Here is a 12,737-nt window from a genome sequence, read left to right as displayed (position 1 = left end):
GGAGCCCGGGGCTGGGGCCCACGGGGACCATGAGGCAGGTGCCTCGCGCCGGTCGGACGGCCTGACGGGTCGTGATCGTCACGCCGCAGCACGGCTCGAAGGCTGCCCGAGAGATCCAGGATGAAGCACCAGGTGCTGGCAGCGGGCTCGCATCGGCTGTCCCCGGCTGGCGGCCGGGGCGTGCAGGTGGTCAGCGGTCGAGCACCGGTCCTGCGGTGTCCAGCGCGGCGCCGACATGGTCGGCCAGGCTCACGGCCACGAGACGTGCCTGCAGAGGTGGCGGCGGCGTGCCTGGCTCCGGCTGCATCATGAACCGGCCGATGTAACGGCCTCCGACCGAGGCGCGCAGTTCGATCTCCTCACCGGGCCAGCCGTCCTTGTCCAGGTCCCAGTGGGCCCGGGCGACGGTCAGCATGCCGTCCTGTTCCAGACAGGGGTGCCTGCCCAGCAGTGTCCCGTGTTCGAAGCGGCAGCCACGCAGTCCCAGGATCTCGACGAGTTGCAGCCGTACCTGGTCCACGACGGCATACGGCGAGGCTCCGGCCTGGACCATGTTCGCCGTCTCGTGGATCCGCGCCAGATGACCCGCGTCGGTGATGGTGACCAGCTTCAAGGTGCGGGCGTGGGCGGCCAGTTGGGAGACGGCCACGCCCACCGCCAGCAGCAGGAGCGTGGTGATGATGTCGTCGCTGTCGGCGATGGTGAACCGCTGGTAGGGACGGGTGAGGAAGAAGTCGAACCACACAGCCGCCGACAGCGCGGTCACCACCCCGGCCGTCCGGCTGCCCAGCGCGGCGACCGCGACGACGACCACCACGAGGATCAGCGCCAGGTTCGCGGACGTCATGTGGGAGCGGACCGGAGCCAGAGCGAGGGCGACAACGAACGGGGCCAGTAGGGCGGCTGCCAGGGCGATCCGGTCGCGCAGGGTGATCCGCATGATCCACCACCTCACGGAAGCGAGGGGCGGCCCATGCCCGAAGAGGCCGCCCATACGGGCGCGACGCGTCACTGCGCCGACGAGGCAAGAATCCCTCTGCCGCACTCTCCCGGCCAGCGCCGCGCACGATCTTGACGGACTTCTGACGCCGCTCGCCCGAGGCAATCAGGCGACCGGGAATCCTGACGCGCCCCTACCCCTTGAACGACGGGCATTTTGAGGTGACAACGCGAGTGGCGTGCCAGGAAGAGGCCGCGCCATGCGCCCTGCGCTGCGACCTCACGCAGCTGCCGCCGACAGTTCCGGTGCGGGTCGACGGTCCGACCCACCCGCGCCGACGCGGGCTGACCGCCCACAGAGAGGACGGCGCTACACGCTCGGCGTTCCCCGGCAGAGCACCACCCGGCTCACCCCTGTGACGTGCACCCTTGACTCGTTTTGCATAATGCAAAGGTATGGAAGGGGAAGCGATGAGTGCCATTCCGGCAGCAAGGGACGAGCAGCACGTGCCCAGCACCGCACCGAGGGGTCTCCCGCCAACACCGAGGATCGCGGGGCTGCGTACCGCCCCTTGGGGTCTGATGGCCCTGGCCGTCGTGGTGGGCGCCGGAGCCGGAGCGGGCTCGGTGGTCTTCCGCTGGTGCATCAAGACGTTCACCCGCCTGTTCTCCGGCCATGGCGACTACGCGGCAGCCCCCGGCGCGAGCAATCCGCACGTGCCGTGGCTGGGCCCGTACTTCGTACTCCTGGCGCCGGTGGTAGGTGGTCTGCTGTACGGGCCGCTGGTGAACCGGTTCGCCAAGGAGGCCCGCGGGCACGGGGTGCCCGAGGTGATGCTCGCGGTCGCCCAGCGTGGCGGGCGGATCAGCCCCAAGGTCGCCGTCGTCAAGACCCTCGCCTCCGCTCTGTGCATCGGCTCGGGTGGTTCGGTGGGCCGGGAGGGGCCGATCGTGCAGATCGGCTCGGCGCTCGGCTCCACCCTGGGCCGGGTGACGAACGTGACCGAGGGCCGGATGAAGCTGCTGGTCGCATGTGGTGCGGCGGGCGGCATCGCGGCCACCTTCAACGCGCCGCTGGCCGGCGTGTTCTTCGCCATGGAGCTGATCCTGGGCACCTTCACCGCGGAGGCGTTCGGTGCCACCGTGCTGGCCAGCGTGACCGCGAGCGTCATCGGACGGGCCGCGTTCGGCAACGCCGCCTTCCTGAGCCTCCCCGACTTCCACGTCGACCACCTCGCCCAGTACGGCCTGTTCGCCGCGCTCGGCGTCGGCGCCGCCGTGGTGGGGGTGGGCTTCTCACGGTTCCTGTATCTGATCGAGGACGCCTGCGACTGGGTCTGGCGCGGCCCGGAGTGGCTGCGCCCGGCCGTCGGCGGCCTCGCGCTCGGCCTGCTCCTGCTGGCCCTGCCGCAGATGTACGGTGTCGGCTACCCCGTGCTGCAGAAGGCGACCGAGGGCGGTTACGCAGTCGGCTTCCTGTTCCTGTTGCTGGCGGGCAAGATGCTCGCGACCAGCCTCACGATCGGGATCGGCGGCTCCGGCGGGGTCTTCGCCCCCAGCCTGTTCATCGGGGCGATGCTCGGCTCTGCGTACGGCATCGGTGTCCACCACCTGCTGCCCCACTCCGCCGGCGCAGTCGGCGCGTACGCACTGGTCGGCATGGGTGCCGTGTTCGCCGGCGCGGCCCGGGCTCCGATCACTGCCGTGGTGATCCTCTTCGAGCTGACGGGCGAGTATTCGATCATCCTGCCGCTGATGCTGGCGATCGTGCTGGCCACCGCCACCAGCCGGCTGCTGTCCCACGACACGATCTACACGCTCAAGCTGCGCCGTCGCGGCATCGAGCTGGAGGGCCCCGCGTCCGGCGCCCGGCTCGGTGGGCAGCGGGTCGCCGACGTCATGGAACCGCTGCCCTCGGCCCTGCCCGCCACCATCGAACTCGGCGACGCGGCCGACCTGTTGAGTTTCTCCGGCCATGGCGCACTGCCGGTACGGGACGCCTCGGGACGCTACCTCGGCATGGTCACCGCTCAGGCGGTCGCCGAGGCGCTGGCCGAGCAGCCGGACGGAGCGCCCACGCGGGTCGGCGAACTCGCCGAACCGTCGGCCTCCGTCACGGCCGACGAGCCGTTGACCACGGCCCTGCACCACCTGGTGTCCGCGAGCGGCACGGGCGTGCCGGTCCTGGAGGGGGAGAAGGGCGAACCGGTCGGCTGGCTCAGCCACCAGAGCGCGCTGCGCGCCCTGCACTCGACAGCCCCGGCCACCGCGTAGCCGACCGCTCGCGGCTGCCGTTTCCCCGGCCCGCCCCAGCACTCCGATGATCGCTTTCGGTCACGGCGTCGGGCATTCATGACTCCGGACCCATCAAGAGCTTGGCATAGTGCAACCTTTACCTGGAGCAAGGGTTCTCTTTCCGTTGCGGGCCCGTACCTGCCGACGTACCCGCTGTCCGCCCCAGGAGGCACGATGCCCATCTCACGCAGCACGCTCGGAACCGTCTTCGTGGGCGGCGCCCTGAGCGTCACGCTCGCCGCCCTGGCCTACCCGAGCATGCTCGGCGTCCAGAACGTGTCGACCAACCCGGCGCGCGTGATCGCCAACACCCAGTGGGGTCCGCTCACCGAGGCCGACCGCAACTTCGTGGTCTTCGTGCGCTCCGCCGGACTGTGGGAGGGCCCCTCCGGGGACCTGGCCATGAAGAAGGGGACGACCGCGGCCGTGCGCGAGGCAGGCCGACACCTGGTCATCGGGCACGCCGCACTCGACGCCTCCTGCCGGAAGATCGCCCCCGAGCTGAACATCACCATCCCCAACCAGCCCACCCCACAGCAGCAGGGCTTCCTGGCGACGTTCCAGTCGGACACGGGCAAGCAGTTCGACACCGACTTCGCCAACACCCTGCGCATCACCCACGGCTCGATCTTCAACACCATCGCCAAGATCCGTTCCACCACCAAGAACACCCTCGTGCGCGCACTGGCCGACCAGGCCAACGACGTGGTGCTGGACCACATCACCCAGATGGAGAAGACCGGGCTGGTCAACTTCGACCAGGTCAACTTCCAGGAGACGACCCCGCCGAAGCTGCCCGCCAGCCAGGTCACACCACCGGTGCCGCAACCGGGGGCACCCATGGTCGCCCTCACCGTGCCTCCCGGACTGCCGACCGCCGGAGTACCGACCGGCCCGGCGGACCCTGCCGCGACACCCTCACCGCCCGCCTCCCCCACCAGCGGATGACCCCACGCATGTGACGCACGCCACTCGGCAGCATGCAAAATTTACCTAGAGCAATGATCGGATGCTCCGGCCTGTCCGTACCCCCTGGCATACGAGCCGCTCACACCTGGAGGCCGCATGCCCCTCTCCCGCAACATGGCAGGAACCGTCTTCGTGGTCGGCGCCCTGGGCGTGACCCTCAGCGCCCTCGCCTACCCCGCGATGCTCGGCGTGCAGAACACCTCCGGCAACCCCTCACGCATCATCGCCAACACCCGCTACGGCCCGCTCACCGAGGCCGACCGCGACTTCGTCGTCAAGGTCCGCTCCGCCGGACTGTGGGAGTACCCCCTGGGCGAACTGGCGCTGAAGAAGGGTTCCACGGAGGAGATGCGGGAAGCCGGCCGGCACCTGATCGTCGGGCACGCCGGCCTCGACGAGCTGTGCCGCAAGATCGCGCCCGAGTTGAACATCACCCTGCCCAACCAGGCCAGCCCTCAGCAGCAGCAGTTCGTGGCAACCTCGGCGGCCCAGTCGGGCACACAGTTCGACTCCACCGCCGCCAACATCATGCGCGTCACCCACGGCCAGATCTTCCCGGCCATCGCCAAGATCCGCGCCACCACCACGAACACCATGGTCCGCGCGCTCGCCGACCTTGCCAACGACACCGTCCTGGACCACATCACCGTGCTGGAGAAGACCGGCGTGGTCAACTTCGACCAGGTCAACTTCCAACAGAGCACCCCGCCCAAACTCCCCAAGGACCAGGTCACCCCGCCCCCACCGCAGGCCGGCGCACCCCTCGTCGCCCTCACCCCCCGCCCCGACCTGAACGTCAACACCACCTCGCCCACACCCAGCCCCACAGCCGGATGATCAACGATGTGAGGTAACGCCCCGCCCGGGAGACTCCAAGGCGATGGAAGGCACGCAGAGCCGGTAGGAACGGACGACGGCGATCACGCTCGCGGCCACGAGGGAGACGGCCCACGGGGCCAGGTCACGCAGCGCTCCCGCCATCCCGGCGCCTGCTTCCATTCCGCGCGGGGCCACGTGCCCCTGGGGGTCGTAGACGACGGTGAGTGCGTCTCCTGGACGGGTCGCCTGCCCGCACCCGCGCCAGATGCGCACCGTGAGCGGCGAACCGTCCCGGCGAGCCACCGCGCAGAGGTAACGGCCACGTCCACCAACCGCGGCCCGGCTGCTCTCGATCGACGTCACCACCGCGGGCTGCACCCGTCCGTCCGCGTTCCGCCAGTACTGCGCCCGCGGCAGCCTGCGGCGCCTGGAGGGCGAGGCACATGCCGAGCAGCGCCACGATGCCGAGCAGCGCGCGTCCGGCCCCCACCACGGACAGGGCGAGGGCGAGGGCACATACGAGGCCCGCCTCACCGCCGACAAGGGTGGACCTCCCCGTCCAGGCTCCGGAGAGCGTCGTACCGGTGATCGCAGCGGCACCGAGGACTCCCGCAAGGAGCCCTTCGCCGACCAGCCGGCGGGGCGGCGCCCCGAAAAACTCCGCGGGGCCCCACACCGACGTACGCAGGTGCGCCGTGAGGTGCGACTCGGCAGGAGTCCTGAGCCGGCGCCATCCGCGCATACCCGTGCACCACCTGCGTCGTTCCCGGTCCGTCAGCGACCGCCTATGGTGCCGCCGCGGTGGCGCAACCGCCCTGCCTCTGACCGGACACATCCGGCCGGCACCCGTTGCCGGAATCCGGCAGCCGAGCGCCTCGCTCGCCATTTCCTTGCGTTATGCAAAAAATGTCGGGCACAGAGAAGGGCCGACCGCTCGAAAACGAGCGGCTCATCCGCAAACCGTCACACCTCGTGCACCAGCGCGCCGTCCACGACCCAGCCGAGCGGGTGCGGCTCCGGGTCGTCCGCGGCGGGTGCAGGGGGCTCTCCGCCCGCCTCATTGAAGGCGTTGAGGGCTTCGACGAGCGCCAGCCGCTCTGTTGGCCGGAGCCGTGCGACGACGGCGGCGATCTCGGTACGGCGCCGGGCGGTGACGTCCTCGACCGTGCGCCGACCCTCCTCGGTGAGCTGCAACATCGTTTCGCGACGGTTGCCGGGGTTGGTCTGCCGGTCGGCGAGACCTGCGGCGATCAGCCGGTCGACCATGCGCATGGCGGTCGAGGGTGCCACCTGGAGCAGTTCGGCGAGCGCGACCAGTTTGGTGGCACCCCGGGTGGAGAGCACGACCAGCATCCGGAACTGGGGCAGGGTCACCCCTTCCTCGACGGCGGCGAGCGAGCGAGCGGAGACCGCCACCAGCAGCCGGGATGCGGTCAGCACCGCCCGGGTGACCTCGTCGACATCATCCATGGCCCCCGCTGGGGTCTCTCGCTCCGGCATGTGTCCTTTCTACCGTGCCGAAGTCGCTGCTCACTCACGTGATGGGAACAGATTTTCCTTCCCCATGACCGTGGTAGCGCAGCAAGAGCATCGCGTCGTCGTCGTGCAGTGGCCCGGCGGCTGCGCTGAGCCGAAGACCGTCATCCAGGTCGGCAACCGCCACAGCGCCGTCACGGCACACTTCCTCACGCCGGACGACGGCGCCGAGATCATGGCTGGCTACGCGCAACGGCACCCCCGAACCGCCCAACGCCTGTGCACGTTCATGGGGTTGCCCAGCGACGGCAGCGAGGCTGGCTTCCGAGAGGCCGGCGGGAGCATCCCCTTCGTGCGCCTGGACGCCGACACCGATCCCCGACTGGCCTGACCCACGGTGCGCTCATCGCCGTGCCGGGAGACCGGACACGGCCAAGCGCCCCGGGATCGGCCCGGGGCGCTGTTCCACGGCAGCCGCTTCCCATACCGCGGCGGCACCCTCTCGGGTGCCGAACAAGACCAGAGTCGCGCATGACACGGCCGGGGCGGCAGCATGCGCCCGCCACGTCAGAGTCTCGTAAGACGCAGGCACCTTCAGGAGAGTGGCGGCAACGCGGCCGGGCCGAGACCTTCCCGAAGCGCTGGCGAACAGATTTTGCACTGCGCAAGACTCATATCGGGGGCCGAGCCGACGGCCGACAAGCACCCGGCGCCCAGGAGTGACCGGCATTTGTCAGGGGTTTGGGTGGCACACCGGCCGTCGGCGGCCCCGCCATGCAGCCGCGCAGGGCGTGGACATCGCCTTCCGCGGAACCCTCGACAGTCCCTCGGTGAGCCAGTGAGCCGCCTCCAGAAGGAGACGAGGGGCAGCGGCCGATGAACGACCGGGAAGCGGCATCTCAGAGGGTGGGGGCGACAATGAGGAGCCGTGCAGCCTGAAGTCGCTGGTCACAGGGTTGGTGTACGTGGGCATCGGGATGCTCGCGCTGGTCGCCGGCAGGTGACTTCGGTGAAGATCGTCGGTCATCGGGCGACTTCGCGGTTCGTGAGGACCAGCAGGGCCCGGACCAGGGCAGTCGCCCAGGCGGGGTCGGTGCGTACCTTGCCGAGGACGCACCAGTTCTTGAGATGGGCGAAGCCGTGCTCCACGGGTGCCCGGACGGCCGCCAGTACCGTGTTGGACAGCTTCTGACCTCGCGTCAGGGACCGGTTCCGGACGGCCTTGTCATCACAGCGCCCCGGAATCGGACCGGGTCGGCGACCAACAGCCGTGCCGCAGGGACACCTTGCCCCTCGTACCAAGATCCTTGACAGCAGCCCGAGCCCGAGAACGCCAGCGGGGCTCCCCGTCCACAGGAACGGGAAGCCCCACCTGCCTGCTGCGCCGGTCAACCGGCCATGGCCGCCACGACCAGCGCAACAGCCGCACCGCACAGCAGCACCACAAGCGGCCATGCCGGCCAGCAGCGCCCGGTACGCCTACGCCGCAGCACCAGCCACAGCGCACACGCCGCCACGAACACGACCGTCACACCGCTCAGCTCTCCGTCCCGCCACGCCACCCGCACGGCGCCAGGGTCAGCACCCCATACAAGGAGCGCAACGAGGACACCCACGGTCAGCGCACACACCGCTTCCAGCAGCCTGCTCATACGGTGCCCTTCTTCTCCGGCGTCTCCGTCAGGTCAGTGCGCGGGCGGAACGGATGGCTCGACCTCGACGGTCTCCGTCTTGTGGCCTTCTACGTCCATGCTGGTGGACCGCACCCGGGGCTCCTTCGCACGGGACAGCCGGGGCGAGTCCCCGACCCGGTCCGAGACGCGGCTCCGCCACACCCTCTCGCGCGGACCCAAGTGAGATCCGGACCGCACTCGTACCGGGCCAGGGCGCCGGCCTCCTTGCGTCCTAGCCCACCTCGTACGGCTCCTCGGCAGTGCTCTCCCTGGTGCCTCCCGTGTCCGCCGCAACGGCGGTCTTGTCGCGCCTGCGTCCGGTCAGGCGGGTGGCCAGGGGCTCGGTGTAGCGGGCGGTGAGCGGGCCGACGATGACCAGGATCAGTACGTACGCCGTGGCCAGGGGGCCGAGGGAGGGTTCGATGCCGGCGGTGACGGCGAGTCCGGCGATGACGATGGAGAACTCGCCCCGGGCGACCAGCGTGCCGCCCGCCCGCCAGCGGCCCTTCGCCGAGATCCCCGCTCGCCGGGCCGCCCAGTACCCCGTGGCGATCTTCGTGCCGGCGGTGACGACCGCCAGGGCCAGCGCGGGCAGCAGGACCGGCGGGATGCTCGCCGGGTCGGTGTGCAGCCCGAAGAAGACGAAGAACACGGCGGCGAACAGGTCCCGCAGCGGGGAGAGCAGGTTGTGCGCGCCCTCCGCGGCCTCTCCGGACAGAGCGATGCCGACCAAGAACGCGCCCACGGCGGCGGAGACCTGGAGCTGCTGGGCGAGGCCGGCGACCAGCAGGGTCAGACCCAGGACGACCAGCAGCAGCTTCTCCGGGTCGTCGCTGGAGACGAAGCGGGAGATGTGGCGGCCGTAGCGGACCGCGACGAGCAGGACGAGTGCCGCGGCGCCGAGGGCGACGGCCAGGGTGAGGCTGCCGGCCGCGAGGCCCGTGCCGGCCAGCAGGGCGGTGATGATCGGGAGGTAGACGGCCATGGAGAGGTCTTCCAGGACCAGGACGCTGAGGATGACGGGGGTCTCGCGGTTGCCGAGGCGGCCCAGGTCGCCGAGGACCTTGGCGATGACACCGGAGGAGGAGATCCAGGTGACCCCGGCCAGCACCACCGCGGCGACCGGTCCCCAGCCGAGGAGGAGGGCCATGGCCGCGCCCGGGAGCGCGTTGAGCGCGGCGTCGACGAGTCCCGCGCTGTACTGGGTCTTGAGGTTGGAGACGAGATCGCTGGCCGAGTACTCCAGGCCGAGCATCAACAGCAGCAGGATGACGCCGATCTCGGCGCCGATGGCGACGAACTCCTCGCTCGTGCCCAGCGGCAGCAGCCCGCCCTCGCCGAAGGCCAGCCCGGCCAGCAGATAGAGCGGTATCGGGGAGAACTGGAAGCGCGCGGCGAACCGGCCCAGCAGTCCCAGGGCCAGGATGATCGCGCCGAACTCGATCAGGAACCGTGCGGATGAATGCATCGGGGTCACTCCCGCCCGAGTATCGCCGCGGCCGACTCGACGCCCTCGCGCGTGCCGATCACGATCAGGGTGTCCCCGCCGGCCAGCCGGAAGTCCGGCGTGGGAGACGGGACGGCCTCGGCCCGGCGCAGTACGGCCACGATCGAGACGCCGGTCTCGGTGCGCATCCGGGTCTCGCCCAGCACCCGGCCGTTCCAGTACGAGAGCGCCGACAACTGGACGCGCTCCGCGACCAGTCCGAGTTCGGTGGTGGACAGCAGGTTCGGGCTGTGGTGCGAGGGCAGCAGGGCGTCGATGAGCGCCGTCGTCTCCCCCGAGGTCAGCCGTACCGACAGGGCGCAGGCGTCCGGATCGTCCGTGCGGTACGCGTTCAGCGTGCGCTCGCCGTCCCGGTGCGCGACCACCGACACCCTGCGCCGCTCACGTGTCGTCAGGTCGTACCGGACACCGATCCCCGGCAACGGCGTACTGCTCACGCGTGGAGTACCCATGTGTGTCTCCCTGTCCTCTGTCTCTGTCATCTCTGTCCGATGTAGGTGGTAGCCCTGTTCAGGCCAGTGCGAAGTAGCGCAGCCACACATAGCCGAGCGAGATGGCCACGGTGACAGCCGTGACGATCAGGCCGTACTTGGTGAACTGCCAGAAGGTGATGGGTTGTCGGTTGCGTTCGGCGATGCCGAGGACGACGACGTTCGCGGAGGCGCCGATGGCGGTGGCGTTGCCGCCGAGGTCGGCGCCGAGGGCGAGGGCCCACCACATGACGTGGTCGCCGGCGCCGCCCATGTTGTGGACCAGGTCGCCGGTGATGGGCGCCATGGTGGCGACGTACGGGATGTTGTCCACAACCCCGGACAGGACCGCGGAAGCACCCAGCATCGTCAAGGACCCGCCGAGTTCGTTCGTGCCGATCGCGTTCGCGAGCGCGTTGGAGACCTCGTCGATCACGCCGGTGTCGATCAGTCCGCCGATCATGATGAACAGGCCCGCGAAGAAGGCGAGCGTGGGCCACTCGACCTCGGACAGGACCTCGCTCGTCTCGGCCGTGGAGACGGCGACGAGCAGCCCGGCGCCGAGGAGCGCGACGATGCTGGGCTCGTAGTGCAGTACTGGGTGCAGCACGAAGCCGGCGACCACCAGGGCCAGGACGATCAGGCCCTGGACCAGCAGGCGCGGGTCCTTGATGGCCTCGCGCTCCTCCAGGGCCATGATCTCGGCGGCGCGGTCCTCGTCGTAGACGAAGGTCTTGCGGAACATCACCCGGCACAACAGGACGAGGACCACCACCAGGACCGCGGACAGCGGGGCGAGGTGGACCAGGAAGTCGTTGAAGGTGATCCCGGCCCGGCTGGCGATGATGATGTTGGGCGGGTCGCCGACCAGGGTCGCGGTGCCGCCGATGTTCGAGGCGAACACTTCGGCGATCAGGAACGGGGCCGCGGGCAGGGCGAGGCGTTCGCAGACCAGCAGCGTCACCGGGGCGATCAGCAGCACCGTGGTCACGTTGTCGAGCAGGGCGGAAGCGACCGCCGTGATGACGACGAGCATGGCCATCACCCGGAACGGTTGGGCGCGGGCCTTCTTCACGGACCAGATGGCCAGGTACTCGAACATGCCGGTCTTCTTCAGCACGCCGACGATCATCATCATGCCCATGAGCAGGAAGATGACGTTCCAGTCGATGCCGGAGTCCTCGGAGTAGAACGCCGAGACGTCGTCGGTCGCCCCGATCGCCAGCATCAGGCCCGCGCCGCCCAGGGCGACAGCGACGCGGTGGATCTTCTCGCTGATGATCAGGGCGTACGCGCCGACGAATACGACGATCGCCGCCCAGCTGTGCCAGTCGTTCACGGTCCTCCGGTTGCCGAGAGTGCTTGTGGTGAGGTGCTTGTGGGGGCGTCCGTGTCGCCACTTCCGTCCGGGATGCCTGCCAGGTCCTCGACGTCGAAGGCTCGGGCGATGGGCACGTCCGTGGAGCTGTGGGCGACGATCGAGAAGGCGATGCACACCGCGACCAGCGTGAACGCCTGCTCCGCCTGCGGGATTCCGGACTGCAGGACCAGCAGGCCGTAGACGACCGAGGCGAAGCCCTTCGGGCCGAACCAGGCCGCCACCAGCTTCTCCCGCCGGGAGATGCCCGTGCCGAGCAGGGACAGCAGCAGCGAGGCCGGGCGGATCAGGAAGATCGCCAGGACCACCGCCGCGTACCCGCCGAGCGACAGGGCACCGAACAGCTTCGAGGTCAGGAGCGCGCCGAACACGAGGAGCGCCGCGAACTTCGCCAGTTCCGCGAGGGCCTCGCCGAGCGGTTCGAAGGACGCCTTCGCCTCCGGTGAGACGTGGGCGAGGACCGCGCCCGCGGAGAACGCCGCCAGGTAGGGGTTGGCGTGGGTGAGGTGGCAGGCCGCGTACAGGGTGATGCCGCTCGCCAGCGGCAGCAGCGGCTGGAGTTTCGCCTCCGCGCCCAGCAGCCGGAACCGCACCAACACATTTACCAGCAGGGGCAGTACGACACCGAAGGTCAGGCCGAGCAGCAGCTCGACCGCGATCTTCCCGGGTGACGCCTCGGCGCTGCCCGCGGTGGGACCGGCGGCGGCGATCAGGACGAGGACGACCGGGAGAGCGAGTCCGTCATTGACGCCGCTCTCCACGTTCAGCAACTGCCGCAGCTTGGCAGGGACTTCGGCGCGCCCGACGATCGCCGAGGCGAACACCGGGTCGGTCGGCGCCAGCACTGCGCCCACCAGGAACGATGTCGTCCAGTCCAGGCCCACCAGGAAGTGCGTGACCAGGGCCATGAAGACGAAGGCGAGGGGCATGCCCAGTCCGAGGGCTCGCGCCGGGTTCCTCCAGTGGGCGCGCAGCTTCGGCAGCGAAACGTGCATGCCGTCGGTGAACAGCACCGCGAACAGGGCGAGATCCGCCGTCACGGAGACGATCTCGCTGTCGGGGGTGATGTGGATCAGGCCGAGAAAACCGTCGCTGACAAGCGCGCCTCCGGCCAGGAAGAGGAAGGACGTGGACAGCACCGTGCGGGCCGCCAGGCCCGACAACAGCACCGCCACCAGCAACGCGACACCGAACACCGCCACCAGTACCAT

11 protein-coding genes and 2 pseudogenes are annotated in these 12,737 nt (G+C 69.9%); 4 read left to right on the top strand and 9 right to left on the bottom strand.

Annotated elements, in window-relative coordinates; genetic code table 11:
• Nucleotides 1-190: 190 nt before the first annotated feature.
• Nucleotides 191-940 carry a DUF4118 domain-containing protein gene (locus tag OG588_RS39865; protein ID WP_405951481.1) on the bottom strand — a complete coding sequence of 250 codons (750 nt, stop codon included), beginning with the start codon at nucleotides 938-940 and terminating at the stop codon, nucleotides 191-193.
• 581 nt (nucleotides 941-1,521) lie between these two features.
• Here OG588_RS39865 and OG588_RS39860 point away from each other — a divergent pair.
• The 3 genes from OG588_RS39860 to OG588_RS39850 all read left to right on the top strand — a co-directional run bounded on the left by OG588_RS39860 (nucleotide 1,522) and on the right by OG588_RS39850 (nucleotide 5,040).
• The gene (locus tag OG588_RS39860) at nucleotides 1,522-3,213 is read left to right on the top strand and encodes a chloride channel protein (RefSeq protein ID WP_405953318.1); all 1,692 of its coding nucleotides are present in this window, start codon (nucleotides 1,522-1,524) and stop codon (nucleotides 3,211-3,213) included.
• A gap of 195 nt (nucleotides 3,214-3,408) precedes the next feature.
• On the top strand, nucleotides 3,409-4,182 hold the full coding sequence (locus OG588_RS39855) for a DUF4142 domain-containing protein (protein ID WP_405951480.1): 774 nt from the start codon (nucleotides 3,409-3,411) through the stop codon (nucleotides 4,180-4,182).
• 117 nt (nucleotides 4,183-4,299) lie between these two features.
• Entirely contained in the window at nucleotides 4,300-5,040 is a 741-nt protein-coding gene (locus OG588_RS39850; protein WP_019070517.1) for a DUF4142 domain-containing protein, read from the top strand.
• On the opposite strand, the gene OG588_RS39845 is transcribed toward OG588_RS39850, so the two are convergent.
• Together OG588_RS39845 and OG588_RS39840 are read right to left on the bottom strand one after the other, a co-directional pair.
• Nucleotides 5,041-5,385 carry a hypothetical protein gene (locus tag OG588_RS39845; RefSeq protein WP_405951479.1) on the bottom strand — a complete coding sequence of 115 codons (345 nt, stop codon included), beginning with the start codon at nucleotides 5,383-5,385 and terminating at the stop codon, nucleotides 5,041-5,043. It lies immediately after the preceding gene.
• 600 nt (nucleotides 5,386-5,985) lie between these two features.
• Nucleotides 5,986-6,522 carry a MarR family winged helix-turn-helix transcriptional regulator gene (locus OG588_RS39840; RefSeq protein ID WP_405951478.1) on the bottom strand — a complete coding sequence of 179 codons (537 nt, stop codon included), beginning with the start codon at nucleotides 6,520-6,522 and terminating at the stop codon, nucleotides 5,986-5,988.
• 124 nt (nucleotides 6,523-6,646) lie between these two features.
• Here OG588_RS39840 and OG588_RS39835 point away from each other — a divergent pair.
• Nucleotides 6,647-6,889, top strand: a pseudogene (locus OG588_RS39835) (nitroreductase family deazaflavin-dependent oxidoreductase); the annotation flags it as partial.
• Between the two features lie 632 nt (nucleotides 6,890-7,521).
• On the opposite strand, the pseudogene OG588_RS39830 reads toward OG588_RS39835, so the two are convergent.
• The 6 genes and pseudogenes from OG588_RS39830 to OG588_RS39805 all read right to left on the bottom strand — a co-directional run.
• Nucleotides 7,522-7,722, bottom strand: a pseudogene (locus OG588_RS39830) (transposase family protein); the annotation flags it as partial.
• Between the two features lie 164 nt (nucleotides 7,723-7,886).
• Nucleotides 7,887-8,150 (bottom strand): hypothetical protein, encoded by a 264-nt coding sequence (locus tag OG588_RS39825; protein WP_405951477.1) that lies wholly within the window; start codon nucleotides 8,148-8,150, stop codon nucleotides 7,887-7,889.
• Between the two features lie 253 nt (nucleotides 8,151-8,403).
• On the bottom strand, nucleotides 8,404-9,639 hold the full coding sequence (locus OG588_RS39820; protein WP_405951476.1) for a cation:proton antiporter: 1,236 nt from the start codon (nucleotides 9,637-9,639) through the stop codon (nucleotides 8,404-8,406).
• Nucleotides 9,640-9,644: 5 nt separating this feature from the next.
• Nucleotides 9,645-10,130 (bottom strand): TrkA C-terminal domain-containing protein, encoded by a 486-nt coding sequence (locus OG588_RS39815; protein ID WP_366092637.1) that lies wholly within the window; start codon nucleotides 10,128-10,130, stop codon nucleotides 9,645-9,647.
• Nucleotides 10,131-10,188: 58 nt separating this feature from the next.
• On the bottom strand, nucleotides 10,189-11,487 hold the full coding sequence (locus OG588_RS39810; protein WP_405951475.1) for an SLC13 family permease: 1,299 nt from the start codon (nucleotides 11,485-11,487) through the stop codon (nucleotides 10,189-10,191).
• Nucleotides 11,484-12,737, bottom strand: coding sequence for a cation:proton antiporter (locus OG588_RS39805; protein WP_405951474.1), 1,254 nt, complete (start codon nucleotides 12,735-12,737; stop codon nucleotides 11,484-11,486). Before OG588_RS39805 ends, OG588_RS39810 begins: the two co-directional genes overlap by 4 nt.

The organism is Streptomyces prunicolor (assembly GCF_045162825.1).
Classification (GTDB): Bacteria; Actinomycetota; Actinomycetes; order Streptomycetales; family Streptomycetaceae; genus Streptomyces; species Streptomyces prunicolor.
Note: the sequence above shows the minus strand (reverse complement) of the source record. Positions and strands in the feature narration are given on the sequence as shown.

Bases quoted from the DNA above. Each gene is read 5' to 3' on its own strand.
- OG588_RS39805 (WP_405951474.1), bottom strand. From the start codon at position 12,737: ATGGTACTGGTGGCGGTGTTCGGTGTCGCGTTGCTGGTGGCGGTGCTG.
- OG588_RS39840 (WP_405951478.1), bottom strand. From the start codon at position 6,522: ATGCCGGAGCGAGAGACCCCAGCGGGGGCCATGGATGATGTCGACGAG.
- OG588_RS39825 (WP_405951477.1), bottom strand. From the start codon at position 8,150: ATGAGCAGGCTGCTGGAAGCGGTGTGTGCGCTGACCGTGGGTGTCCTC.
- OG588_RS39855 (WP_405951480.1), top strand. From the start codon at position 3,409: ATGCCCATCTCACGCAGCACGCTCGGAACCGTCTTCGTGGGCGGCGCC.
- OG588_RS39820 (WP_405951476.1), bottom strand. From the start codon at position 9,639: ATGCATTCATCCGCACGGTTCCTGATCGAGTTCGGCGCGATCATCCTG.
- OG588_RS39850 (WP_019070517.1), top strand. From the start codon at position 4,300: ATGCCCCTCTCCCGCAACATGGCAGGAACCGTCTTCGTGGTCGGCGCC.
- OG588_RS39815 (WP_366092637.1), bottom strand. From the start codon at position 10,130: ATGGGTACTCCACGCGTGAGCAGTACGCCGTTGCCGGGGATCGGTGTC.
- OG588_RS39865 (WP_405951481.1), bottom strand. From the start codon at position 940: ATGCGGATCACCCTGCGCGACCGGATCGCCCTGGCAGCCGCCCTACTG.
- OG588_RS39860 (WP_405953318.1), top strand. From the start codon at position 1,522: ATGGCCCTGGCCGTCGTGGTGGGCGCCGGAGCCGGAGCGGGCTCGGTG.